At 73.0% G+C, this 23895-nt stretch carries 24 protein-coding genes; 11 read left to right on the top strand and 13 right to left on the bottom strand.

The genetic code is table 11. The features are described from left to right. Positions 1 to 119: 119 nt before the first annotated feature. Entirely contained in the window at positions 120 to 1169 is a 1050-nt protein-coding gene (locus EMA17_RS28895) for a lactonase family protein (RefSeq protein WP_160161596.1), read from the bottom strand. A gap of 178 nt (positions 1170 to 1347) precedes the next feature. After that, positions 1348 to 2004: a TetR/AcrR family transcriptional regulator gene (locus EMA17_RS28900; RefSeq protein ID WP_126640069.1), complete on the bottom strand. Its 657-nt coding sequence runs from the start codon at positions 2002 to 2004 to the stop codon at positions 1348 to 1350. A gap of 79 nt (positions 2005 to 2083) precedes the next feature. Here EMA17_RS28900 and EMA17_RS28905 point away from each other — a divergent pair, with 79 nt between their 5' ends. Continuing rightward, on the top strand, positions 2084 to 2869 hold the full coding sequence (locus EMA17_RS28905; RefSeq protein WP_126640070.1) for an ABC transporter ATP-binding protein: 786 nt from the start codon (positions 2084 to 2086) through the stop codon (positions 2867 to 2869). 15 nt (positions 2870 to 2884) lie between these two features. Then, positions 2885 to 3715 carry an ABC transporter permease gene (locus tag EMA17_RS28910; RefSeq protein WP_126640071.1) on the top strand — a complete coding sequence of 277 codons (831 nt, stop codon included), beginning with the start codon at positions 2885 to 2887 and terminating at the stop codon, positions 3713 to 3715. Between the two features lie 41 nt (positions 3716 to 3756). Here EMA17_RS28910 and EMA17_RS28915 read toward each other — a convergent pair whose 3' ends face one another. Continuing rightward, on the bottom strand, positions 3757 to 4734 hold the full coding sequence (locus EMA17_RS28915; protein ID WP_126640072.1) for a helix-turn-helix transcriptional regulator: 978 nt from the start codon (positions 4732 to 4734) through the stop codon (positions 3757 to 3759). A gap of 170 nt (positions 4735 to 4904) precedes the next feature. Between EMA17_RS28915 and EMA17_RS28920 the strand changes: the two genes are divergently transcribed. After that, positions 4905 to 5138, top strand: a complete 234-nt coding sequence (locus EMA17_RS28920; RefSeq protein WP_126640073.1) for a hypothetical protein — start codon at positions 4905 to 4907, stop codon at positions 5136 to 5138. Positions 5139 to 5229: 91 nt separating this feature from the next. Here EMA17_RS28920 and EMA17_RS28925 read toward each other — a convergent pair whose 3' ends face one another. Continuing rightward, positions 5230 to 5967 (bottom strand): DedA family protein, encoded by a 738-nt coding sequence (locus EMA17_RS28925; protein ID WP_160161597.1) that lies wholly within the window; start codon positions 5965 to 5967, stop codon positions 5230 to 5232. Between the two features lie 189 nt (positions 5968 to 6156). Here EMA17_RS28925 and EMA17_RS28930 point away from each other — a divergent pair, with 189 nt between their 5' ends. Next, positions 6157 to 6630, top strand: coding sequence for a GNAT family N-acetyltransferase (locus EMA17_RS28930; RefSeq protein ID WP_126640075.1), 474 nt, complete (start codon positions 6157 to 6159; stop codon positions 6628 to 6630). A 428-nt stretch (positions 6631 to 7058) separates the two neighbouring features. Here the strand turns inward: EMA17_RS28930 and EMA17_RS28935 are convergent, their stop codons facing one another. Beyond that, positions 7059 to 7463: a PPOX class F420-dependent oxidoreductase gene (locus EMA17_RS28935; protein WP_126640076.1), complete on the bottom strand. Its 405-nt coding sequence runs from the start codon at positions 7461 to 7463 to the stop codon at positions 7059 to 7061. Between the two features lie 114 nt (positions 7464 to 7577). Between EMA17_RS28935 and EMA17_RS28940 the strand changes: the two genes are divergently transcribed. Then, positions 7578 to 8108: a GNAT family N-acetyltransferase gene (locus tag EMA17_RS28940; RefSeq protein ID WP_126640077.1), complete on the top strand. Its 531-nt coding sequence runs from the start codon at positions 7578 to 7580 to the stop codon at positions 8106 to 8108. Here EMA17_RS28940 and EMA17_RS28945 read toward each other — a convergent pair. Beyond that, entirely contained in the window at positions 8077 to 8748 is a 672-nt protein-coding gene (locus EMA17_RS28945) for an SDR family oxidoreductase (protein ID WP_126640078.1), read from the bottom strand. The two genes, EMA17_RS28940 and EMA17_RS28945, sit on opposite strands and share 32 nt — an antisense overlap. 175 nt (positions 8749 to 8923) lie before the next feature. Here EMA17_RS28945 and EMA17_RS28950 point away from each other — a divergent pair, with 175 nt between their 5' ends. Next, on the top strand, positions 8924 to 9532 hold the full coding sequence (locus tag EMA17_RS28950) for a GNAT family N-acetyltransferase (protein ID WP_160161598.1): 609 nt from the start codon (positions 8924 to 8926) through the stop codon (positions 9530 to 9532). 133 nt (positions 9533 to 9665) lie between these two features. Further along, positions 9666 to 10988 (top strand): hypothetical protein, encoded by a 1323-nt coding sequence (locus EMA17_RS28955; RefSeq protein WP_126640080.1) that lies wholly within the window; start codon positions 9666 to 9668, stop codon positions 10986 to 10988. Between the two features lie 41 nt (positions 10989 to 11029). Here the strand turns inward: EMA17_RS28955 and EMA17_RS28960 are convergent, their stop codons facing one another. Then, positions 11030 to 12352, bottom strand: a complete 1323-nt coding sequence (locus EMA17_RS28960) for a bifunctional folylpolyglutamate synthase/dihydrofolate synthase (RefSeq protein ID WP_126640081.1) — start codon at positions 12350 to 12352, stop codon at positions 11030 to 11032. 988 nt (positions 12353 to 13340) lie between these two features. On the opposite strand from EMA17_RS28960, the gene EMA17_RS28965 reads away from it, so the two are divergent. Genes EMA17_RS28965 through EMA17_RS28975 form a run of 3 tightly spaced genes read left to right on the top strand, consistent with a single transcriptional unit; the run spans position 13341 to position 15050 of the window. Next, the gene (locus tag EMA17_RS28965) at positions 13341 to 13589 is read left to right on the top strand and encodes a hypothetical protein (RefSeq protein ID WP_126640082.1); all 249 of its coding nucleotides are present in this window, start codon (positions 13341 to 13343) and stop codon (positions 13587 to 13589) included. Continuing rightward, a complete protein-coding gene (locus EMA17_RS28970) occupies positions 13586 to 14482 on the top strand; it encodes a polyprenol monophosphomannose synthase (RefSeq protein ID WP_126640083.1) in 897 nt (298 codons plus the stop codon). Before EMA17_RS28965 ends, EMA17_RS28970 begins: the two co-directional genes overlap by 4 nt. Before the next feature lie 4 nt (positions 14483 to 14486). Beyond that, entirely contained in the window at positions 14487 to 15050 is a 564-nt protein-coding gene (locus EMA17_RS28975; protein WP_126640084.1) for an FxsA family protein, read from the top strand. A 140-nt stretch (positions 15051 to 15190) separates the two neighbouring features. Here EMA17_RS28975 and EMA17_RS28980 read toward each other — a convergent pair whose 3' ends face one another. From EMA17_RS28980 to EMA17_RS52000, 5 genes are all read right to left on the bottom strand, one after another. Further along, entirely contained in the window at positions 15191 to 15565 is a 375-nt protein-coding gene (locus tag EMA17_RS28980) for an RNA polymerase-binding protein RbpA (protein WP_126640085.1), read from the bottom strand. 266 nt (positions 15566 to 15831) lie between these two features. After that, positions 15832 to 18351 carry an ATP-binding SpoIIE family protein phosphatase gene (locus tag EMA17_RS28985; protein ID WP_126640086.1) on the bottom strand — a complete coding sequence of 840 codons (2520 nt, stop codon included), beginning with the start codon at positions 18349 to 18351 and terminating at the stop codon, positions 15832 to 15834. Between the two features lie 260 nt (positions 18352 to 18611). Beyond that, positions 18612 to 20195, bottom strand: a complete 1584-nt coding sequence (locus tag EMA17_RS28990; RefSeq protein ID WP_126640087.1) for an ATP-binding protein — start codon at positions 20193 to 20195, stop codon at positions 18612 to 18614. A 223-nt stretch (positions 20196 to 20418) separates the two neighbouring features. After that, on the bottom strand, positions 20419 to 20613 hold the full coding sequence (locus tag EMA17_RS28995) for a DUF2304 domain-containing protein (RefSeq protein WP_126640088.1): 195 nt from the start codon (positions 20611 to 20613) through the stop codon (positions 20419 to 20421). A gap of 23 nt (positions 20614 to 20636) precedes the next feature. After that, positions 20637 to 21017 carry a hypothetical protein gene (locus tag EMA17_RS52000; RefSeq protein WP_160161599.1) on the bottom strand — a complete coding sequence of 127 codons (381 nt, stop codon included), beginning with the start codon at positions 21015 to 21017 and terminating at the stop codon, positions 20637 to 20639. Between the two features lie 242 nt (positions 21018 to 21259). On the opposite strand from EMA17_RS52000, the gene EMA17_RS29005 reads away from it, so the two are divergent. Beyond that, positions 21260 to 21709 carry a flavodoxin family protein gene (locus tag EMA17_RS29005; protein WP_126640124.1) on the top strand — a complete coding sequence of 150 codons (450 nt, stop codon included), beginning with the start codon at positions 21260 to 21262 and terminating at the stop codon, positions 21707 to 21709. 609 nt (positions 21710 to 22318) lie between these two features. On the opposite strand, the gene yczR is transcribed toward EMA17_RS29005, so the two are convergent. Next, on the bottom strand, positions 22319 to 23806 hold the full coding sequence (gene yczR, locus EMA17_RS29010) for a MocR-like transcription factor YczR (protein WP_126640090.1): 1488 nt from the start codon (positions 23804 to 23806) through the stop codon (positions 22319 to 22321). Positions 23807 to 23895: the final 89 nt, after the last annotated feature.

A 23895-nucleotide genomic window follows, 5' to 3' on the forward strand; every position in this document is an offset into this window, starting at 1 on the left:
CCGTGCGCTGCTCGGCGCGCCCGCCCACGACCGGGCACGGCACTGAAGCGAGGCGCGTCCGGCCCGACGCCGGACGGATCGGGGCGACCCGTCCGGCGGGCAGGCGGGCCCGGGAGCGGCTACGCGAGCACGCTGGTCGGGCTTCCGGTCGCGAGCGCGACGCCGAGGGCGGCGAGCCGGCCGGAGCCCGGGTCGCAGCGGAATCCGGTGATCGTGTCGCCGCGCTGGTTCGCCACGTACAACACGTCGCCGACCAGGGCCAGATCACGCGGCCAGGCCCCGCCCGTCGGGATCTCCTCGACCAGGGACAACTCCGCGCCGTCGACGGCGAGCACCGAGATCGTGTCCGGCCCCCGGTTGGCCGCGTACACGAAGCGCCCGTCCGCCGAGGCCACGATCCCCGACGGCGCGCCCTCGCCGCCGGACAACACGAACGGCTTGCCCGCCACGGTCAGCGCCCCCGTACGCGGATCACCGCGCAGCGGGGTGACCGTCGTGTTCAACTCCCCCGCCAGCCAGGCCAGGTCCTTCGGCCCGTACGCGATGTGCCGCGGCCCGGTCCCCGGCGGCAGGGTCACCTTCGGCCCCTCGGCGATGGTCCCCGCCTCGGCGTCGAAGTTCAGGTGGTACACGGTGTCCGAGCCCAGGTCGCACACCACCAGCCACCCGCCGCCGGCGGCGAACGTCACCTGGTGCGCGTGCGAGGCCGCCTGCCGGTCCGCCACCGGCCCGGATCCGGTCAGCCGTACGTGCGTGGCGGCCTCGCCGAGCGTGCCGTCGTCGGCGATCGGGTGCACGGTCACACTGCCGCCGCCGTAGTTGGCCACCACCACGAACCGCCCCGTGGGGTCGGCCGCCAGATGACACGGTCCGGCGCCGCGCGTGGAGACCTCGCCCAGCGGCACGAGCCGTTCGTCCTGCACCGAGTACGCGCCGACCGCGCCCTCGCCGGCCCGCTCGCTGACCGCGTACAGGAAGCGGCCCGAGGGGTGCCGGGTCAGATACGACGGCGAGATCGCGGGAATGGCCGCGGACGGCGTACCGAGCAGTCCGCTCTGCGGGTCCTGCCGGCACACGGTGATGCCGGTGCCGTGCCCGTCCATGTCGGGGGTGTACGAGCCCACGTACACCAGCGGTCCGCGTCGATCGGAAGCATTTGGTGAGGTCACACGGTTCTCCTGTGGTCCGGCCGGTGGCGGCCGATCATCGGTCGACTCCTGATCCATCGACCGAGCCGGCGACGCCGACCACGCAGATCATCGCGGATCGAACGCGCCGCCGCGGCCGATGTCATGCTCCTCCCCGACCCCACCGCCGGCACACCCCCGCGCGAGCGCCGGGGCCGGCTCACTCCGACCCGCGGACCGCGTAGCCCAGCACCTCGGCGCTCAACAACGTTTCGACCGCGTCCAGTTGCGCCAACGCGCGATCGGCCGTCTCGTCCCGATCGACGCCGTCGGCCAGGCGGCGGCCGATCCCCCGGTAGACGGCCTGCTGGATTCCGGCGAGTTGGCCGGCGATCAACTCCGGCACCGGGTCGGTGGGCGCCACCCCCGCCTCCTCGGCGAGGGTCCGCGCCAGCGCGTCGGCGCCGGCCTGCTGCATCCGCCACAACCGGCCCACCAGCGCCGGCGATTCCAGCATCACCCGCGCCCAGCGCTCGTAGCCCGGGACCAGACCGACGTACGGCGACCGCTCCTCCACGTCGCGGCGCAACACCGCCAGCACCGCGCGCGTCGCCGACTCGCCCACCGCGCGCTCGCGCACGATGTGGGACAGGCGGTCCACCAGCTCCGACTCGCGGTCGAAGAACAGGTCCTCCTTGTTCGGGAAGTAGTTGTAGACGGTGTTCACCGAGACCTCGGCCAGTTCGGCGATCTGCGCGATGGTGACCGCGTCGAACCCGCGTTCCATGAACATCCCCGTCGCGATGTCCGAGATGTGCGTCCGAGTGCGGCGCTTCTTGCGCTCGCGCAGACCCTCGGCGGGTGCGATCTCCGTCATGTCGCCATTGTAGTCAACTTGGGGTCATCCAAATTTTGGTGTCGTTGCAAAATTTAAGCGACTATGTTTCGGTGGTCCCATGACACCGGTCATCCACACCTCCGGGCTCGCCCGGACCTTCCACACCAAGCGCGGCACGGTCGAGGCCGTCCGCGGCATCGACCTGACCGTCCCCGCGGGCGAGATCCTGGGTTTCCTCGGGCCCAACGGCGCCGGCAAGACCACCACGCTGCGCATGCTCACCACGCTGCTCGCCCCCACCGGCGGCAGCGCCGCGGTGGCCGGTCACGACCTGCTGCGCGATCCGGCGGGGGTGCGTCGACGGATCGGCTACGTCGCCCAGTCCGGCGGCGTCGACCCCGGCGTGTCCGTGCGCGAGGAACTCACCACCCAGGCCCGGCTGTACCGCCTCGACCGGGCCGCCGCCCGGGCGCGCACCGCCGAACTGGCCGCGGAACTGGACCTGGCCGACCTGCTGGACCGCCCGTGCGCCGCGCTCTCCGGCGGCCAGCGCCGCCGGCTCGACATCGCGATGGGCCTGCTCCACCGCCCCGAGGTGCTGTTCCTGGACGAGCCGACCACCGGCCTGGACCCGGGCAGCCGGGTCGACCTGTGGGCCCTGGTCCGGCGGATCCGCGACGACTGGGGCACCACGGTCTTCCTGACCACGCACTACCTCGACGAGGCGGACGCGCTCGCCGACCGCCTCGTGGTCGTCGACCACGGCCGGGTCGTCGCCGAGGGCACCGCACACGCGCTCAAGACCGAGTACGCCGGCTCCCCCGACGCCTCGCTCCAGGACGCCTTCATCGCCATCACCGGCCGGCGCGTCCCCGCGCCCGCCGAGACTCCGATCGCCGTCTGACCGGCCGAGGTGACCATGTCCACGCCATCCGCGCCTTCCACGGCGTCCGCCCCGGCCGCGCCAGCCACTCCCGGCCCGAACACCCCGTCCGCGTCGGCCGCGCTCCTGGCCGACACCCTGCTGATCTTCGGTCGCTACCTGCGCCAGACCCTGGCCGCCCGGGTCGGGTTGGTGTTCGGGCTGCTCCAACCCCTGCTGTTCCTGGTCCTGTTCGGGCCGCTCCTGCGCGAGGTCCCGCTCGGCGGGAAGGGCGACTCCTGGCAGACCCTCGTCCCCGGCCTGCTGGTGCAACTCGGGCTGTTCAGCGCCGCGTTCGCCGGTTTCGGCATTCTGATCGAAAAGCAGCAGGGCATCCTGGAGCGGATGCGGGTGACCCCGGTGAGCCGCGTGGCGCTGCTGCTCGGGCGGGTGCTCAAGGACATCGTGCAACTGCTGGTCCAGTCGCTGCTGCTGGTCCTGGTCGGGGTGGCCTTCGGGCTGCGCGCGCCGATCCTCGGGATGCTGGTCGGATTCGGCTTCGTCGCGCTGATGACCGCGTCGATCGCGTCGCTGTCCTACGCGTTGGCGATGCGCGTGGACAGCCCGCAGGAGTTCGCCCCGGTGGTGAACTCGGTCAACCTGCCGTTGATGCTGCTGTCCGGGATCCTGCTGCCGATGTCGCTGGCCCCGGACTGGCTGGACGGGCTGTCCCGGGCCAACCCGCTTCGGTACGTGGTCCTGGCGGTGCGCTCGGCGTTCGTCGGGGACTACGGGGGGACGGTCGGCACGGGGGCGCTGGCGGCGCTGGGCCTGACCGCGGTGTCGGTTCCGGCGGCGGTACGGCTGTTCCGGCGGGCGGGGGCGTAGCGGTCGGCCGATCCGGGGCCTCGGCGGCGCGGCGCGGGTGCCTACCCGTACCGCGCCGCCGTCGCGCGTGCGGTGGCGGCGATCGCGGCGCGCAGCTCGGGCGGGCCCAGGACCTCCGCCTCCGGCCCCAGTCGCAGCAGTTCGGCCGTCCCCACCTCGATCGTCTCGATCGGGAGCCGGACCCGCACCCGACCGTCGGGCAGCGGCTCCCCCGCGCTTTCCTCCACGACGTCGGCGACGTGCGCGCCGAACATGGGCCGCACCAGCCGGCGTGCGCCCTCGGTCAACAGCACCTCGGCGTCGATCGGGCGCAACCGCTCGGCGAACCCCCGCGACGAGTCCGCCCAGTAGGCCGCCAGGTCGAAGTCCGGATCACGCTCGAACACCTCGTCGAGCACGTGCAACTCCTCGATCCGCACCACCCGATACGTGCGGTCGCGACGCTCCCCCGCCCCGACGGTGCGCGCCACCAGGTACCACTGCCCCGCCTTGAGCACGAGGCCGTACGGTTCCAGCTCGCGCGTGACCTCGCCGGCCCAGCGCCGGTAGTGCACCCGGATCCGCCGGTCGGTCCACACCGCGCCCGCGATCCGGGACAGCTCCGGCGAGCGGTCCGCCTCCCGGTGCCACCCCGGCGCGTCCAGGTGGAAGCGCGGTCGGGCCCGCTCGACGCGCTCGCGCAGTTCGGCGGGCAGCCCGGACCGGACCTTGAGCTGCGCGGAGGCGACCACCGCGCCCAGACCCAGCTCCGCCGCCGGGCCCGGCAACCCGGCCAGGGACAGTGCGTCGGCCTCGTCGTTGGTCAGCCCGTTGATCCGGGTCCGAAAGCCCTCCAGAAGCCGATAGCCGCCCGCCGGCCCGCGCTCGGCATGAACCGGCACCCCGGCCGCCGCCAGTGCCTCCACGTCCCGATAGACGGTCCGGACGGACACCTCCAACTGCTCGGCCAACTCGGTCGCGGTGACGAGCCCCCTGTTCTGCAGGGTCAGCAGGATGGTCAACAACCGACTCGCGCGCATGATCGCCAGTGTGACGGAGCGGGCCCGGCGGCGCCGAACGGGTGAAATGCCCGGCCGAACCGGTGCACTCGGCTTCGGGATCCTCGGTCGCGCGCCGTTCGTTGATCGAATATCGAGGGGACTCCGCACGACTGTGATCTCGGGGCCGGAACGAAACGGAGAACGGCGCCATGAGCGGCTTCCTCGACAAGGCCAGGAAGATGGCCGAGGACACGATGAACACCGGCAAGCAGAAGGTCGAAGAGGTCCAGGTCGGCAGGGACGCGTCGGCACTGCTGAAGAAGTTGGGCGCCGCGTACTGGAAGGAGCAGCGCGGCGGCGGCTCGCACGAGGAGGTCACCAGGGCCCTGGCGGCGCTCGACGAGCACGTGGCCAAGCACGGCGACGCGGCGCTGCGCGACTGAACCGCCGCCCCGGCCGGGGCCCGGGCACGGCGAAGGGGGCCGGGTCCACGACCCCGCCCCCGCGTTCGTGTCGCGTATGCCCGCCGGCCGATCAGGCGGCGCTGTCCTCCCGGGTCGCCGACGTGGCCCCCGCGAAGTCGCGGCGCGCGTCACCCGTCGCGGCGTCGGCGGTGGGGTCCGCGAACGCCGAGGAACCGTCCTCCTCGGCGTTGCGCCGCCGCCGGCGCCGAATGAGGGTGACGGTTCCGGCGACGATCCCGATCGCCACGATCGCGGCCCCTATCCAACCGGGCACGCTCGCCGCCGAGGGGTACGCGCTGCCCGCGAGCCGGCCCAGCATGATCGAGCCCGGCACCCACACCAGGATGCCGACCGCGTTCCACGGGGCGAACCGTCGATAGGGCATCCCCGCCGCCCCGGCCAGGCGCGGCAGCAGCGTACGGGCGAAGGCCACCCAACGACCCAGCATCACCGTCACCCCGCCCGCGCCCCGCCCGCGGGTGAACATCTCCTCCGCCCGTTCCCACCGATGCTCGCCCACCCTGCGCCCGAGGCGCCCGGTTCGTATACGTTCGCTGCGATGTCTGCCGGAGAGGTAACCGAGAGTGTCCCCGGCGAGCGCGGCCGAGGTCGCGATGATCAGTACCGGCACCAGCGCCAGGTGTCCGGTCGAGGTGAGCAGTCCACCGAGCAGGAGCACCGGTTCCGCGGGGGCGAAGACGCCGAGCAGCAGACCCGTCTCGATGATGGCGACCAGTGCGATCACGACATAGGCGTATAGCGGCGGGAGATCTCCCAGCCGGTCCACCCACTCGTGCACGGCATCCACGTGGAACCTCCCCGTTAGGCCGCTTGCCATGTGGCCTGACAAGCATCCGCCTTCAATGGTGTCAACGGATCCTGCGCGCGGCCGAATTCCCGCCTACTCCCCTGGCGGTATGGACCTGACAAAAGTCATCCGGTCCCGCGCGGGGACCGGAGAGACGGCCTCCGACCGTCGCCGTCTACGTTGGGCACCATGAACGACATCCAAATCCGGCCGGCGAACCGCGACGACCTCGTCGCCATAGTCGGCCTGCTGGTGGACGACACCCTGGGTGCGGGACGGGACTCGCAGGAGGACATGACCCCCTACCTGGCCGCCTTCGACCGCCTGTCGGCCGACCCGAACCAGGAAGTGGTGGTGATGACCCGCCCGGACCCGGAAACCGGCACCCCGAAGGTGATCGGCACCCTCCAACTCACCATCGTCCCGGGCCTGTCCCAACGCGGCACGACCAGGGCCCTGGTGGAGGCGGTCCGCATCCGAAGCACCGAACGCGGCAACGGCCTCGGCACGACCTTGATGCACTGGACCATCCAACGCGCCCGAGAACGAGGCGCCACCCTGATCCAACTAACCTCCAACAACACCCGGGAAAACGCCCACCGCTTCTACCGCACCCTGGGCTTCACAGACTCCCACGTAGGCTTCAAACTCACCCTGCAATAACCAAACCAACCCCCCACCCGACACACAACCCAAGCAGCCCAACCAACACCTGAGCCCAGCCCAGCCCACCCAGCACCCGAGCCCACACAGCCCGGCCGGCGTTCGAGGCCAAGCAGCCCGGCCGGCGCTTGAGGCCAAATAGCCCGGCCGGCGTTTGAGGCCACTCAGCCTGGCCGGCGTTCGAGGCCAAGCAGCCCGGCTGGCGCTTGAGGCCAAATAGCCCGGCCGGCGTTTGAGGCCACTCAGCCTGGCCGGCGCTTGAGGCCAAACAGCCCGGCCGGCGTTTGAGGCCACTCAGCCTGGCCGGCGCTTGAGGCCAAACAGCCCGGCCGGCGTTTGAGGCCAGATCAGCCCGGCCGGCGCTTGAGGCCAAACAGCCCGGCCGGCGCTTGAGGCCAAGCCGCGCGCCGCCAGGCTCGTGCGCACGACTACCCGCGCTCCCCGAGCACAACTCGCACACCCACCGTCCCCGCAACCCCCCGCCGCACCCGGCTCCCGAGCAGCGTCACCCACCCCACCACCCCGAACTTGCGCCGGATCAGCCCCCGATACCGCTCCGTCCCGGCCGCGTCCAACACCGACGCGACCCCCGGCACCGCCTCCCCCCGCACCCGCCCACGCGCATCACACTCGGCAACCGTGACCCGCCCGCTGTTACGAATCCGCTTCACCTTCCCGGACTCCCGCGCCGTCCACACCCCGAGCGCATCGCCGTCGCGAAAAACCCACACCGGTGTGCCCACCGCCCGCCCGTCCCGGCGAAACGTGGTCAGCAGGACGTATTTGCCCGCCGTGAGTCGATCCAGATCCTCGGGCGTCCCGGGCGAAGTCATGCGCGTGAGTCTAGGGCGCACGCGCGGCGCGGACGCGGCGCACACGAAGCCGTAGCCAAGATCGTCCACCGGCCGACCTGCCCGGCGCGCGGTCGTGGATGGGACGATGATCGGATGTCGCGCACATCGGAGGAAACCCGCGTCCAGGTCCGCCCCGCCGTCGAGGCGGACGGGACCAGTCTCGCCGAGATAGACCACCTCACGTGGTCCCCCGACGTCACCCCCGCCCCCCGCTGGGCGGTCGACAAGATCTTCTTCCGCGACGCCGACCACGTGCGCGACACCCTCGTCGCCCACGAGGACGACCTCGTCGTCGGCTATCTACAACTCGAACGCTCCACCCTGTGCCCGGCCTCCGGCCACGTACAGATCATCAACGGCCTCGCGGTGCACCCCGACCACCAGGGCCGCCGGATCGGCCGACTGCTGCTGACCGCGGCCGAGGCCGAGGCGCGCCGGCGCGGTGGCCGCCGAATCACCCTGCGGGTGCTCGGCGGCAACGCGTCCGCGCGCGCCCTGTACGCGGCCTGCGGCTATCGGATCGAGGGCGTCCTGGAGGGGGAGTTCCTGCTCGCCGGGCGCTATGTCGACGACGTGCTGATGGCGCTCGACCTCACGAACGAGGCCCGGCCCCCGCGTACTTGACCGCCTCGGCGACCGGCACGTCACCGCCGACCACCTCCAGGGTGCGGCCGATAGTCCCGGGCTCGGCGATCAGTTCGGCCAGGATCGCCGCCACGTCGTCCCGGCGGATGGCGCCGCCGCCCTCGCGTTCGGACAGCGCGATCAGTCCGGTTCCCGGGTCGTCGGTGAGCCGGCCCGGGCGCAGGATGGTCAGGTCCAGCGCGCCGCGCGAGCGCAGGTCCTCGTCGGCCTCGCCCTTGGCCGTCAGGTAGAGCGCGAAGTCCGGGTCGGTGTCGGCCGGCGGCGCGGTCGAGGCGCCCATCGACGAGACGATCACGTAGCGCCGCACACCCGCGTCCTCGGCCGCGTCCGCCAGCAGGACCGCGCCGCCGTAGTCGACGGTCATGGTGCGCTCACGGGTGCTGCCCGGGCCCGCGCCGGCCGCGAACACCACCGCGTCCGCGCCCGCCAGGTGCTCGGCGACCTCCTCGACCGAGGCCCGCTCCAGATCGCACACGACGGGCTCGGCACCGGCCGCGACCAGGTCGTTCGCGTGATCGGGGTTGCGAATGAACCCGACCACCGTGTGTCCGCGATCGGCGAGCAGGCGCTCCAGCCGAAGGGCGATCTTTCCGTGTCCACCCGCGATGACAATGCGCATGTATGACACGGTAAATTCACAAACCGGGACATTCGCCGCCGCCGACCCGCGACACGTCCAGGTTCCACTGATCGGCCGCGCCCCGGCCCGACACCCGCGCCCACCCGGTCACTCGCGCCCGCGGCGAACCACCCTCGCCCGGCGCCGAGCCCACCCGCCCCTACAGTCACATGCCATGACAATCACCCCGGGCCCGACCATCGACACCGACCTCACGCACACCCGCGACCTGCTCTTCGCGTACTACAACGCGACCGCCGAGGAGGTCGGCCACGCCGGCTGGGCGTCCCCCGACCTGCTGCCCGAGTGGTGCCGCACCGATCACGACGACCCGGCCGACTACTACGCGCACCCCGGCGCCTACTTCACCGCGCACCTGGCCGGCCGGCCCGCGGGCGGCGTCGGCGTACATCTGCTCGACCCGGGGACGGCGGAGGTCAAGCGCCTGTACGTGCTCCCGCACGCCCGGGGCCACGGCACGGCCCGTGCGCTGATGACCCGCCTGCACGCACACGCCCGCGCCGTCGGCGCCGATCGCTGCGTCCTGGACTGCCTCCCGCAGCGCACCGGCGCGATCGCCCTCTACGAAGCCCTCGGCTACCGGCCCATCCCGCCGTACCGGGAGTACACCGCCCACGCGCCGCTGTCCTGCTTCGAACTCCGCCTCGACACGCACCGGCCACCACGGCCGACGCCCGGCACGAGGGCGCGGTCGGCCGCCGCCGAGGCCGACGGTGAACCCGACTTCGGGTCGACGCACGAAGGCCGCCGAAGTCGCCCATGATCCCCCATTTGCCGTAACCTGCCACGTCGCTTCCCCGCACGATCGGGCGGATTTCGCCCTTTGACCTCCCCCGCGCCCCGCAGCCGTTCTATCGTCGCCCCGTTCGGTGTCACCCGTACGGAAGGGGCCGGTCGTGACCCGAGGAGGCATCGGTGCGGCGCGCGTCGGCAAGGCGCTGGGGCTCGTCCCCCGCCAGGTCCGCCTCGCCGCCCGAACAGGACTGCTCGCCCAACACCAGGACGGCACCTTCGACGCGGACGCCGTCGCCCGCGCCGCCGCCGACCCGGGCCCCTTCCTCACCGCCCTGCAACGCGAGGAACCGCTGACCGCCACCGAGGCCGCGCACCGCCTCGGCATCAGCCGCGAGCGCTTCCGCCGGGTCGCCCGGGCCGCCGGCCTGCCGGTCGTCGACCGGGTGCGGGTCTCGCGCTACGGCCGCGACCTGGAGGTGCGCTACTACCGCACGGCCGACGTGGACACGCTGCACCCGCACATCGCCGCCGACCGCGAACTGCGCGAGGCGGCCCGTACCGTGTCCCGCTCGCTGGCCGCCGCCAAGGCCGCCGCCACCCGCGCCCACAACCGCGAGCGGGCGCGCAACGCACGCCGCTACCTGGCCACGCTGGCCCCCGACGGGCAGGCCGACCCGGCCGACGTGATCGCCTTCGCGTGCGCGCTGGCCCGGCTGAACGGCACCGCGCCCGCCCGGCTGCGCCGCTTCATGGCCGACCCGCGCGTGCGCGACATCGCCGAGATCGCCGACCAGTGCCGCTACAAACCGGACGAAATCGCGGACCTGCTCACCACCGCCACCCCGCGCGCGATCGCCGCCCTGCGCACCCTCGCCCGACCGCACCGGGTCTGGGTCACGCTCGGCGTGCCCGCGGAGGACATCGCGCACCGGGTCCCCTCGATCGACCACCACATCAGCGCCGACCTGCTGCACCGACTGGCCACCGACCCCCCGCGCTGGCTGCTCGAACTGCACGCCGACCGCGAGCTCGAACACGCCTCCGCAGCGGTCACCCGCTGGTTGGACCGGGAGTGGCACGCCCAGCAGCGGCGCGCCGAGGCGGTGTGTCGCGCGGCCGAGGCGGTGATCGAGCAGCTCGCCGACGACGCGGTCGCCGAACTGTTCGCGCTGCCGGTGGAGGTGGTCGTGGAACTGCGCCCGCGCAGCAACAAGTGGACGACCGCGTACGTCGAGGAACTGCTGCACACCCGCCCGCTGTGGTTGCGCAGCCTGGCCCTGGCCCGTGCCGAGATCGCCCGCCGCGCGGCCGCCCGCGCGCGCCGCGAGGCCGCCCGCACCCAACGCCGCCTCAACTGGCGCCGCACCTGGGCCAGGGCCCTGTCCGTCCCCCTGGACACCGTGCCCGACACGGTCGAACGCCCCACGCCGGCGGCCCTGCACACCGCGCGGACGGACCCCCCGCCCTGGGCCCGCCCCCACTGAGCGATCCGGAACCGGGCCGGACCGTCGCCGGACACAGCGGTTCAGGAGGGGGCCAGACCCAGCGCGGTGCGGGCCTCGCCGACCAGTTTGTGCGAGCCCAGGACCACCACCAGGCCGCCCTCCCCGGCCAGTTTCCCGGCGCGGCCCAGCGCCGCCGTCACGTCCGGCTCGACGCAGTCGGAGCGCGTCGCCCCGGCCGCCACGCGCAGCGCGAACAGCGCCGCCGGGTCGGCCGCGTCGCCGGACCCGCTCCGGGTCATCACCACGGGCCAGTCGACGGGCAGCGCGGCCAACATCCGCGCCGCGGGCTTCTCCCGCATGACGCCGAAGACGACCACCGGCGGCACCCGATCCGCGGCCCGCGCGTGCCGGGCGATCTCCGGCGCGACGGTGGCCAGCCCCTGGACGTTCGTCGCCCCGTCCAGCAACACCCGCCCCGACCACCGCCCCACGCGCGCCGACGCGACCAGTTCGAGCCGGCCGGGCCAGCGGGTCGTGGCCAGCCCCGCCCGCAACCGCTCGTCGGGGTACGCGGGCACATGGCCCCGCTGCACGAGCGCGTCCACGCCGGCCACCGCGAGGGCGAGGTTGTCGTGCTGGTGCGCGCCCGGCAACGTGCACACCAGGTCGCGACGCACGCCCAGGGGTGTCCGTACGTCGAGGAGCTTCGTGCCGCCCGGACCGCCGTCCCGCGCCTCGACCAGGATCTCCCGCCCCAGCCGCCACACGGTCGGCCCCGCGAGCCCGGCCAACACCTCCTCGGCCGCCGCGGCCGCCTCGGCGGACAGGCGACCGAGCAGCACGTGATCCCCGTCCACGGCCGCGCCGACCTTGGCCCGGGCGATCTCCGCCTCGCTCCCGCCCAGCCGCTCGGTGTGGTCCAGGCCGACCCCGGTGAGCACCTTCACGTCGAGGCCGAATTTGCGCACCACCGTCCGCTGCCCGCCGATGTTGGCCTCGGCCGCGACCAGTTCGACCCCCGCCCGCCGAAAGTGCGCCGCCGCCGCGGCCGCGTGCAACGACGAGGCGTTGTAGGCCAGTCCGGTCGCCCGCATCGCGTCCACCGCCTCCGTACAGGCGGCCGCGTACTCCTCCTCCGACACCGGCACCCCGCCGACCCGGATCCGCTCGCGCGGCTCCTGCAGATGCGGACTCGGCATGCTCCCCACCCGCAGCCCCATCCCGGTCAACGCCGCGACCACGAACGCGCACGTGGACCCCTTGCCGTTGGTGCCCACCACCTGCATCCCGCGCAGCGCCCGCTCCGGATGCCCCAACGCCGCCAACAGCTCCGGAAAGTGCCGTCCGTTCCCCCGCACGCGGTGATAGTCCTCGACCACGTGCACACATTCGCGATAGTCCATGACCCCCGATCGTGTCACCCCACGCCACTCCTCGACCACCCACCGTCGCGGCACGCACCCGACCCACAACAGCCGGGTCCCGTGCGAGAGTTGCCCACAGCCTCGCAGTCCGCCGCGCGCCGCCGCGCGCGCTCGTGCCGTGGTGTCGGGCGATCGGCCGACCGGGCGACCGCGGCTCGATGCCGACGCGTTCGAAAACTCCTCGTCGGTGTGGCGACGGAGGGAGGCCGCTCGCGTGCCGGGGCCTCGTACGTGTACAACTCCTACAGCACCCCGTACGGCCGGCGGGTACGACACGCCGAAGCCCGGGACGAGCACGGATGCCGCGCCCGACGCGTCGAAGCGGTGTCGCCGGCGGGGGCGAAATGGTGCGACGCGACCCATTGGGGGAACGATTGCGCCACCCGGCGGGCGCACACCACCCACACCCGTACCGCACCACCCCGGGGTCTGACCTGCACCGATACCACGTTTGCCCAGGTCAGTGCATTGTTGACACCGCGCCCGCATCGCCCAGTACGTTCGACCCGGTCCACCGCAGGACGACCGGCAGGAGAACACCCTCCCCGAGCACGCGCACGCCTCCGGGCCACAGGTGGCACAGCCACCGGGCGCCAGGTCCGGAACCGACGTGACACGCGCCCGGGAGGCCGCCCCACGCGGCCACGAACGGCAGAGCGGCACCCGTGCAGTCGCCCCGCCGGACGCGAGCACACCCCACGCCGGAAGGTGAGACCGCGGCAGAGCCCGGTCGCCCAGTAGACAACGACCACCGCGACCGACAGCCAGCCGGTCCGGGGCCGGCCCGAAGGGCGACCGGGTTCCCGCTGCCATCCACCCGATCGGCGAACGAGCCACGGGTCCGTCCGCAGGGCGAAACCGAATGGCCGGCTCGTCCGTTGTACCGTCACTGCATCACCCGCCCGGCGCACCACCGTGTCGAGCGCGACCGCAGCGATCCACGACGACCCGGCGAGGGGGCCACACGGTGCCGCAGTTCGACCGCGACGCGGCGCCCCGCGCCGGCCACGCGGTCGGCCGCACCCGCGCGTTCCGCCCGCGTACCCCGGTTCCCGCCGCCGCGCCGCCTGCCGGGCGCACCCGCGCCGTCCGGCTCGGTTCGGCTCCCGAGGCGATCCTGACTATCGTCGGACACCGTGCCCGCGCCGATGCCGGACCCGGAGCCCACACCATCGACAACGCCATCGAAGCCAACGCCATCAAGGAGATGATGTGACCGACCGCGAGCAGACCAGCTTCGCCGATCTCGGCAAGGTGCTCGTCATCATCCCCACCTACAACGAATCGGAGAACATCGAGCCGATCGTTGCGCGCCTGCGCGCCGCGGTGCCCGACGTCGACGTGCTCATCGCCGACGACAACAGCCCCGACGGCACGGGCGACATCGCCGACACCCTCGCCGAGCACGACCCGCACGTCCAGGTCATGCACCGCGCGGGCAAGGAGGGGTTGGGCGCCGCCTACATCGCCGGCTTCCGCTGGGGCATCGATCGCGGTTACGACGTCCTGGTGGAGATGGACGCCGACGGGTCGCACCAGCCCGAGCAACTGCCCCGACTGCTCGAAGCGGTCCGGGACGCGGACCTGGTGCTCGGCTCGCGCTGGGTACCCGGCGGCGGCGCGGTCAACTGGCCGGGCCACCGCAAGCTCATCTCCCGGGGCGGCAGCACCTACTCGCGGCTGATGCTCGGCGTCGACATCCACGACGTCACGGGCGGCTTCCGGGCGTTTCGCCGGGACACCCTGCTGGGCATCGGTCTGGACGAAGTCGCCTCCCAGGGCTACTGCTTCCAGGTCGACCTGGCCTGGCGCGCGATCCGCAAGGGCTACCGCGTGCTCGAGGTGCCGATCACCTTCATCGAGCGCGAACGCGGCAACAGCAAGATGAGCAACACCATCGTCGCCGAGGCGCTGTGGCGGGTCACCGCGTGGGGCGTCGGCCGTCGGGTCGGCAAGTACGCGGACGAGCCGACCCCGGCACTCGCCCCGAGCAAGGTCGCCGATCGGGCCCCGGACGCCGCCCGCGTGCCGGCCGCCCCCGTCGCGACCGACGCCGACACCGCCGGTACCTCCGGCGCCACCACCGGCGCCACCCCGCCGAGGACGTGATCTCGTGAGTACCCCGCTGCGCCGAGCGGTCAAGCTCCTGCCGATCGTCGCCCTGCCGCTGGCCGAGATCTATGTGATCACCCTGGTGGGCGGCGCCATCGGCGCGGGCGAGACCTTCCTGCTGATCCTGGCCGGCATCGCGGTGGGCTCGCTGGTGATCCGGTACGAGGGCCGCCGGGTGCTGAACCGGCTGCGCGCGCTGGGCGAACGGGCGCAGCGCGAGGGCGGGTCCGACCCGGCCGTGATCGCGGCCCAGGGCAAGGAGGCGACCAAGGCCGCCGCCGACGCGGGTGTGGTCATCCTGGGCGGCGTGCTGCTGATCATCCCGGGCTTCATCAGCGACGCGCTGGGGCTGCTGTGCGTACTGCCGTTCACCCGGCCGCTGGTGCGCCGGCTGATCGGCACCGTGGTGGCGGCGAAGGTGGCGGGCAGCACCCGGTTGAGCGGCATGACCCGGGAGGCCCGGATCCATCGCCCCGACGGCAAGATCATCCAGGGCGAGGTGATCGACCCGGACCCGCGGCGGGACGACGAACCACCTCCGCCGCCGCCGCGCCCGCTGCCCTGAGGGTGCTCCGGCCGGCCGTCGACCGTGCCCAGCACGACGCCCGGGGCGCCACGACCGTGAAGGTCGTCGGCGCCCCGGGCGTCGGTGCCACCTGTCGACGGGATCCGCACGGGCCCGGAGCGGGCTCGCGCGGGGATCGCTCAGGCGCTCTTGCGGTTGTCGCGCGGATCGTGGTGGAGGTTGATGCCACCCGACCGCAGTACGGCGAGGCGCTCGGCGAGCACCTCTTCCAGCTCTTCCCTGGTCCGCCGCTCCATGAGCATGTCCCAGTGCGTGCGTGTCGCCTTGTTCTTCTTCTCCTCGGGCGGCGCGCCGTCCACCAACTGCGCCACGGCGCCGCAGCTGCGGCACTCCCACGTCGACGGGATCTCCGCCTCGACGGAGAACGGCATCTCGAAGCGGTGCCCTCGGGGGCATTCGTATTCCACGGTGCGACGCGGCGCCAGATCGATACCGCGATCGGTCTCGTAGCTGGTGGCGCCAAGGCGTGTGCCGCGGAGAGCTCGCTCACTCATGAATCGTGCCTCCTGGCTGGTAACCCACATCGACAGGTCTTGCTGTCTCGTCCGATTGCAGAACGCGTGACGGGCCCCGAAGATTCCCGACCGAGGGGTCGACGGGGACGGCTCGGGGTCCGTGACGGTGGGTAGCTACCCGAAAACGGATGATTCATCACATCGCCGGGGGAAAGTGACATAAAACTCGTCTGATCAACCGGAATCGCCCCGAAAACGAGCCATCGGCGCCGGGTACCGCCACGCGGCGAAACCCCCACCGAGTGTCACCGCTCGCGGATTTCCGCCCAGACGATCTTCCCGGTGTCGGTGGGCCGCACCCCCCAGTCGGTACTGAGACCGGCCACGATGCACAACCCGCGATGCCGCTCGTCGTGGCCGGGCGAGGCGATCTCCTTGGGCAGCCGCCCGTCGTGGTCGACCACCTCGACGATCAGCCGGCCCGGATGGTGGCGCAGCCGCAACTCCATGGGCGTGCGGGCGTGTTCGGCGGCGTTGGAGACGAGTTCGGTGACCACCGAACAGGCGGCGTCGCTGTGGTCGGCCAGGTCCCAGCGGGCCAGCGTGGCGCGCACGAAGTCGCGGGCCTCGCGGGCCGAGCGCGGGGTGGGCGGCAGGTCGAGCCCGGCGGTGCGCTCGACGTTGTGCCGGGCGCGCACGAGCAGCAGCGCGACGTCGTCGGGCTCCTGGCCGGTGAGCATGGTCTTGGCCAGCAGGTCGGCCACGTCGGCGACGGTGCAGGTGCCGCCGGTGGTGCCGTCGATGTGCTCGGTGAGTTCCTGGAGCCGGTCGGTCAGCGAGGCGTCGTGTGATTCGACCAGGCCGTCGGTGTACATCAGCAGTTGGTCGCCGGCGTCGAAGCCGACCATCGCGTCCTCGAAGGTGGTGCCGTCCAGGCCGAGCGGGACGCCGAGGTCGTCCTCCAGGAGTTCGACCTTGCCGTCGGCGCCGATCAGCGCGGGCGGCAGGTGTCCGGCGTTGGACCAGTGCACGGTGGCGTCGCCGGGATCGTAGACCGCGTAGACGCAGGTGATGATCTGGTCCTCGCCGCCGAGCCCGGTCACCAGCCGGTTCAGGTGCCGCATCACCTGCGCCGGCGGCAGGTCCATGACCGCGTACGCCCGGACCGCGGCGCGCAGTTGGCCCATCACGGCGGCGGCCCGCAGGCCCCGGCCCATCACGTCGCCGACCACCAGGGCGATCCGCCCGGCGGACAGCGGGATCACGTCGAACCAGTCGCCGCCGACCTGCTGGCCCTTGGCCCCGGGCAGGTAGCGGAAGGCGATGTCCAACTCGTCCAGGTCGGGCGGGACCTGCGGGAGCAGGCTGCGCTGGAGTTCCACGGCGGTGTCGCGGACGCTGCGGAACAACCGGGCGTTCTCGATCGCGGTGGCAGCCTGGGCGGCGATGCCGAGGGCGAGTTGTTCGTCGCGTTCGGTGAACACGTCGGCCCGGGTGTGGCAGAAGGAGAACGCCCCCAGGTCCTCGCCGGTGGCGGTGGTCACCGGGATGGTCAGCAGGCTGCGGACCGGGGGCTCGCCGGCGACGCTGACCCGGTAGGGCAGCAGTCCGGCGGCGCCCGGGTCCTCGGTGAGGTCGCCGCGGCGCACGGTGCTCGGCGGCACGACGGTGGTCTGCGGGCGGGTGCGCGCGGCGAGGGCGGGGCGCGGGCGCGGGAGGCGGTCGATCAGGGTGGGGTCGGGGCTGGTGACCGCGTAGCGGGTGTCGGCGACGCCGCCGGTGTCGTAGTCGACGTAGCGGAAGATGCCGTGCTCGGCGGCGATCACCGAGGTGGCGGCGTCGGTGGCGGCCTGGACCAGGCGTTCGAGGTTGAGTTCGCGGGTGAGCTTTTGGCCGACGCGGTAGAGCGTCTCGACGATCCGGGTCTCCTGGTCGAGTCGGCGCTGCTTGTAGGCCAGTTGTTCCTGCTGCGAGCGCACCCGGTCGCGGGCGTCGGCGGCGACCAGGGCCGCCTGCGCGGAGGTGCCCTCGTGGGCGGCCAGGAGTTGTTCGAGCGCGTCCACGCGGGCGGCGGCGAGGTGCTTGACGGGGGTGTGCCGGCCCGGGCCGCCGGCGAACAGGGGCGCGGTGTTGAGCGGGAGCAGGGCCAACCGGGTGGAGACGGCGACGGTGCGGAAGAGTTCGGCGATCCGGGCCGGGATGTACACGCGGGTGAACATCAGCACGGTGAACAGTTCGCCGTCGGGGAGCTTGCCGGCGTAGCCGATCACGGATTTTATGCCGTGGCTCCGGATGAACTCCTTGTCCGGGACGGCACTGCCGGCCAGCGCGTCGGGGATGTGGGTGATGTCGTGCCGGTCCCACTCGGTGTCCCCGCTCAGCGGCCCGGCCACGATCTCCTCGGCGGTGACCCCGAGTTGGGTCAGCATGGCGCTGATCATCGGCGCCCGGCGGACCGCCTGGGCGCTGGGGAAGGCGACCACCTGGTGCTGGCGCGAGCGGGTGCGGTCGCGCCAGTCGGGGTGGTCGCCGGTGGTGGCGAGGAGGGTGAGGCAGCGCAGGTCGGGGTGCGGGACGAGGTCGGGTTGCCGACGCAGGGCGCGCTGTTCCAGGTCCGGGGTCAGGTTGCGCCAGGGCATGGTCTGGAACAGGCGGGTGAGGACGAGTTGGGGCCGTCCGGTGTCCGGGTCGCGAAAGGTGGTGCGCAGGTGCTGCACGATCGCGCGGGCGGCGTCCTCGGTGGTGGCCGAATCGGCGGTGACCCGGCGCAGTTCGGAACTGCACACCACCATGTCGCTGACGGTGAAGTTGGCGAGGTCGAACACTGGGCGTCCACGTCCTCCGTGGGGGTACGGGGCACCCATCATGGCGCGCCGGTGCGGGTGAAGTGGTGTGTTTTGTGTATTTGGTGGCGTGCCGGGCGGAGACCGGGTACACGTCGAGGCCCTCCGAGCGTGGTGGCTCGGAGGGCCTTCGAGGAGTGCGGCGGCGCGGTGTCCGGGGCAGGGGCCGCGCGGCGCTCGGGGCGGAGCGGCGGGCACGGCGGGCGCGTCGCGGGGGCGGGCGGCGGGGGCGCGCCGTGCGGTCAGGCGGTCGGTTCGGGCTCGCGCCGGCGCTCCTTGGCGAGCGAGATCGTGGGGTCCTCGACGGTGAGCGCGTCGGTGTGGTGCGGCAGCAGCGCGAGCAGGCGCCGGCGTTCGGCTTCGGGGGTGTCCTCTTCGAGCGGGTCCGGGGTGTGCGGGATCTGGATGCGCACCACGGGGCCGTTGCCGATCCGTACGTAGCCGCGCCCGGGCGGCATATCCTCGCCGCCGGAGACGCCGGGGCCGGTGCCCAGGACGGTCCGGACGGTCTCGGGGTCGAGCGGGCCGAGGACGACGCGCGTGTGCGTGTCGGCGATCAGCGCGGGGCGCAGCCGGTCCAGGTGGGTGGGGCGGGTGCTGGTGATCACGCCGATGTGGGTGGCGCGGCCCAGGCGCAGCGGCAGGTCGAGCAGTTCCTGGGGGTCGGTGGTGCCCTGGCCGGCGGCGAGGTCGCTGAGTTCGGTGATCTCGTCCAGGATCACCCACAGCGGACGGCGGGCGTTGTCCGGGACCGGCGTGCCGTGTTGTTTGGCGTGGGTGACGGCGGCGATCCGGCGCTCCGTCTCGTGCCGCAGCCAGGTCAGCGTCTCCAGGGCGCCGTGGTATCCGGTCTCGATCCGCAGGATGTTGCGGCGCCCGGCCAGGCAGGCGTAGTCGCCGGAGCCGCTGCCGTCGATCACCACGATGTCGCCGTCGCGGGCGGCCTGGAGGGCGATGGTGCGCAGCAGGTTCGACTTGCCCGCGCCGGGGGCGGCGACGGCGAGCAGGTGCGGGTCGGTGCTGCGGTTGCCGGTGCGCCAGATGACCGGCGGGAGTTGGTGGGTGGCCCCGTCGACCCGGATCGGGGTGCGGCGGTTGGTGCTGTCCGCGTCGGTGATGCCGAGCAGGATCTCGGACGGCGCGGTGACGAACTGCTGGGCCGGGACGGCGGCGGGCAGCGGGGGCAGCGCGGCGACGGTGAGGCGGTTGTTCTCGGTGTCCCAGTCGTGGAAGTACTCGCGGCCCCGGCCGATCTTGGCCTGGAGCACCCGCTCGATCCGGGCGCGGGCGCCGGGGTCGTCGTCGGTGAAGTAGGGGCTGTAGGTGAGTTCGAGGCGGGTGATCCGGTCGCCGTCGAGTTCCCAGTCGCGGAAGGCGTCGCGGTACGCGCCGCCCGGGTGGAAGAGCCTGGCCGGGTCGTGGTCGTCGGCGAGGTGGGGCACGAGGCCGTTGTAGACGGCCTGGAGCCGCAGTTCGATGGGGTCGGGTCCGGGCTCGGGAGCGGGAGGCTTCTCCGCGCGGCCCAACCAGGCGGCGGCGGCCAGGATCAGCAGCAGGGCGATCAGTGGGGCGTACGGCAGGAAGTAGAGGGCCAGCACCGCGCCGGCGACGGCCGCGGCCCCGGCCTTGCGCTTGTCCGCGGAGGCGTTCTTCCACCAGGCCCGGGCCCAGGCGAGTTGCCGGTTCAGGCCGCGGCCGAGGGTGAGCACGGGCGAGAAGGTGTCGCGCGTGTGCTGTTGGATCCGCGTGGCGCGCGAGCGGGTGTTGCCGATGCCGTCCTTGGCGCGCTGGGCGATGGTGGCGAGGGATTTGGGGCCGGGGGGCATGCGGTCTCCGTGGGGGGTTGGTGCGGGTAGGCGGGAGGCCCCGGTTCGGGGGACGATCCGGGGCCTGTGCGTGACATTCGGGGAGCGGACCGCCCGCCGCGTTCGCCTCGGCGCACCGGTGAGGCACTCGAAGGCAACGCCTGTGCGAGGACTTCGCCGGTACGCCGAGGCGGGGCGCCGAGGGTGCGGGCGCGGCGGCGGGACGGGGCGGCGGGACGGCGGTTCAGAAGGTGAGGCCGCTGAGGAGGTTGGCGATGCTGTTGCTGCTCGCGGTGATGTGGGGGGCGATCGAGCTGCCGGCCAGGTAGAAGCCGAAGAGGGCGCAGACGAGGGCGTGCGGGATTCGCAATCCGTCCTTGCGGAACAGGATGTAGGCGATGACGCCGAGCAACAGGACGCCGGAGATGGACAGAACCATGGGGACTCCTTCGGGCGGTGCACTCAGTGCGTGGGGGGTGGGGTGAGGATCCCGGTCCGGGCGATCCCGTAGAGGACCAGAACGGTGACGCCGAGGCGACCGGGGGTGGACAACGCCCAGAGGGCGAGGTGCAACGCGATCACCAGCGGGAGCGTGGCGATCGCGTAGACGGTGTGGAACGCGCGGGACTGCGCGTTCGTGGCCTGGACCGCCGGGGCGAGCGTGCGGCGGACGGCGGAGACGAGGGTGGGCGCCGCGGGTGCGGCGGCGGGCGCGGGAACGGGCGGGGCGGCGGGGGTGGGAGCGGGCGCGGGGGTGTGACCGGCGGTCTCGGGGGCCGGGTCGGCGGGGGACTTCCCGCGGGGGTAGGGCAGTAGTCGTTGCCGCAAGGGGGTGAGGCGCATGTGGGTGGTTTCTCCCCGAGATGCCGGCCGGTTGGCCTATCGACGTATTACCTAAAGTGCTCTTATCGTGACAAAAGGTGCGTACGTGTCAAAGCATCAAACGGGTGGAATCACCATCATTTCCTCGATGAACCACCCGTATGGAGGACCCGCGGAACCGCCGGGCGCGGGGATGCGGCGGCTCGCGGCGCGCATCACGGGGCATGCCCGCCGACGCGGCCCGCTTCTGGCAGCGTGTGACCATGGCCATCCTGCTCGTGGTGCACCACACGCCCTCGCCCACGCTCGCCGAAATGCTGGAGGCGACCCTCGCGGGCGCCCGCGACCCGGAGATCGAGGGGGTGGAGGTACGGGTCCGAGCCGCCCTCACCTGCTCGCCGGTCGAGGTCCTGGAGGCGGACGGCTACCTGCTCGGCACACCCGCGAACCTGGGCTACATGTCGGGCGCGTTGAAGCACTTCTTCGACACGGTCTATTACGTGTGCCAACACGAAACGACCCGCCGGCCGTACGGCTTCTACGTCCACGGCAACAACGACACCACCGGCGCCGTCCGCTCCGTCGAAGCCGCCGCGACGGGCCTCCAGTGGCACCGGGTCCGTCCGCCGGTGGAGGTGACGGGCCCACTCGACCGCGAAACCCTGGCCGCCTGCACGGAGTTGGGCGCGGTGGTGGCGGCGGAACTGATGTGAGGCGGTCGCCGATCCGACCGCCGGCCGCCGTGGATCGCACGGCCGCCCGAATCCTCGGTCGATCGGGACCGCCCCATCGGCGGACGCGGCGGCCTCGATGCGGCGAGCGTGTTCGATGTCGTGTTCGGGGACGTGGCCGCCGAGGTCGGCGGTACGCGCGCTCGGTGGGCTCGCCCGTCGGTGGTCGGTCGGATCCGTCGGCGCGTGCCGTGGGCCGGGGGTCGGCCCGGTCCGGAGGAGGGAGGTCTCCGGGCCTCAGCGCGCTCGGCTTCGCGAGGCGGGCGCGGGGCGGCGCGGGCGGCGGCGCGGGCGAGGGTGGCGGCGGGCGTGGGCACGGCGCGGGGCGGGGCGAGGGGGGCGACGTCGGCGGCGTACGCCACCGCGGCTCGCGGGGCCGCGTCGGGCGTGGCCCGCTGCCAGGGCCGCCGCCACCGAGCCCACCGCGCCGACCAGCGCCGCCATCACGTCTCGCATGACCCCTCCCGGGACGCGGAACCGGATGTTCCGTACGAGGCCACTGTGGCGGGGATCGCCGAGGACGCCGGCGGCCGACGGGGGGCTGTGGACAAGTCGCGGGGTGTGGAATCCGCGCTTCCCGGCCGGAGGACCTCAGGCCATGACGGCCGCGCCCGAGAAGCCCGCGTAGGTGGTGGGGCGGGTGCGTTCGGTTTCGGCCACCGCGGCGGACAGGCGGCGGATCGCCTCGGTCAGGGTGGCCGGGTCGTGGGCGTAGGGCAGGCGCACGTGGTGTTCGAAGGTGCCGTCGGTGCCGAAGTGGGTTCCCGCGGCCACCCGTACGCCGTGTCGGGCGGCGGTTTCGGCCAGGGTCAGACTGGACGTGCCGTCGGTGCGCACCCACAACGACAGGCCGCCCAGGGGCATCGAGAAGGTCCAGTCGGGCAGGTGCTCGGTCAGCGCGTCGGCCAGCGCCCCCCGGGCGGCGCGCAGCGCGGGCAGGCGCGTCTCCAGGATGGCGTCCTCGTGGTCGGTGATCAGGTGGTGGGTGACCAGCTGGTCCAGCACCGGGGCGCCGACGTCGAAGGACGCACGGGTGGCCGCGATGCGCCGGACCAGGTCCGGGGTGGCCCGGATCCAGCCGATCCGCAGGCCGCCCCAGAACGTCTTCGAGGTGGACCCGATGGTGATCACGTTGTTGGTCCGGTCGAACGCGGCCATCGGCAGCGGCCGGTCCGCCGGGTCGAGGTCCAGGGCCAGGTCGTGGCAGGTCTCGTCGATGATCAGCGTGGTGCCGGTGTTGCGGGCCAGATCCGCCAGCGTGCGCCGGATCCCGGGGTCGGCGAGGTGGCCGGTGGGGTTCTGGTAGTCCGGGATCAGGTAGGCCAGTCGCGGTGCCGCGGTGCGCAGCGTGTCGCGCCAGGTCTCCACATCCCAGCCGGTGTCCGTCATCGGCACCGGGACCGGACGGTTCCCGGCCTGGCGGATCGCGTCCAACACATTGGCGTAGGTGGGCGATTCGACCGCGACCCGGTCGCCGGGCCCGGCCAGCGTACGCAGCACCAGGGTCACCGCGGCGAGCGCGCCGGGCGTGACCAGGATCTGGTCGGGCGTGGTGGGCACGCCGCGGCGGGTGTAGCGCTGGGCGAGCGTGTCGCGCAGCACCGGCAGGCCGCCGGGGAGGTAGCCGTGGCCGGTGGTGTAGGTGGGCAGCGAGTCGGTGGCGTCGGCGACCGCCTGGTGCAGCGCCCGGCCGGGGCCGGGCAGGGCCGCCACGCCGAGGTCGATCACGCCGGTGGTGGTGCTGGGGCTGAGGCCGCGGGTGGGGATCTCGGTGTGCGTCCCGGGCAGGGTGGTCCAGCTGCCGGAGCCGCGGCGGCTGGTCAGGTAGCCGTCGGTGCGCAGCAGCTCGTACGCGGCGGCGACGGTGGTCCGGCTGATCCCGAGGCGGTCGGCGAGGCCGCGTTCGGCGGGCAGGCGCGCGGTCAGCGGGATCCGACCGTCCAGGAGCAGGGCGCGGATGCGGTCGGCGAGCGTGCGGTACGCCGGGCCGGAACGCGCGGCGGACTGGGTCGCGGTGGTCCAGGGGTGCAGGAGGTCGGCGAGGCGGGTGCTGCTGACGGTCAGGTGAGGCGCGCTCATCAGTCCACTCCTGTCGAATTGGCTATGGATCCGTGATCCGGTGTCCGCGATTCTTTCACCGTTGGCTCTTTTTTGGCAGTCGGGCGCGG

Source organism: Embleya hyalina (assembly GCF_003967355.1).
GTDB classification, from domain to species: Bacteria; Actinomycetota; Actinomycetes; order Streptomycetales; family Streptomycetaceae; genus Embleya; species Embleya hyalina.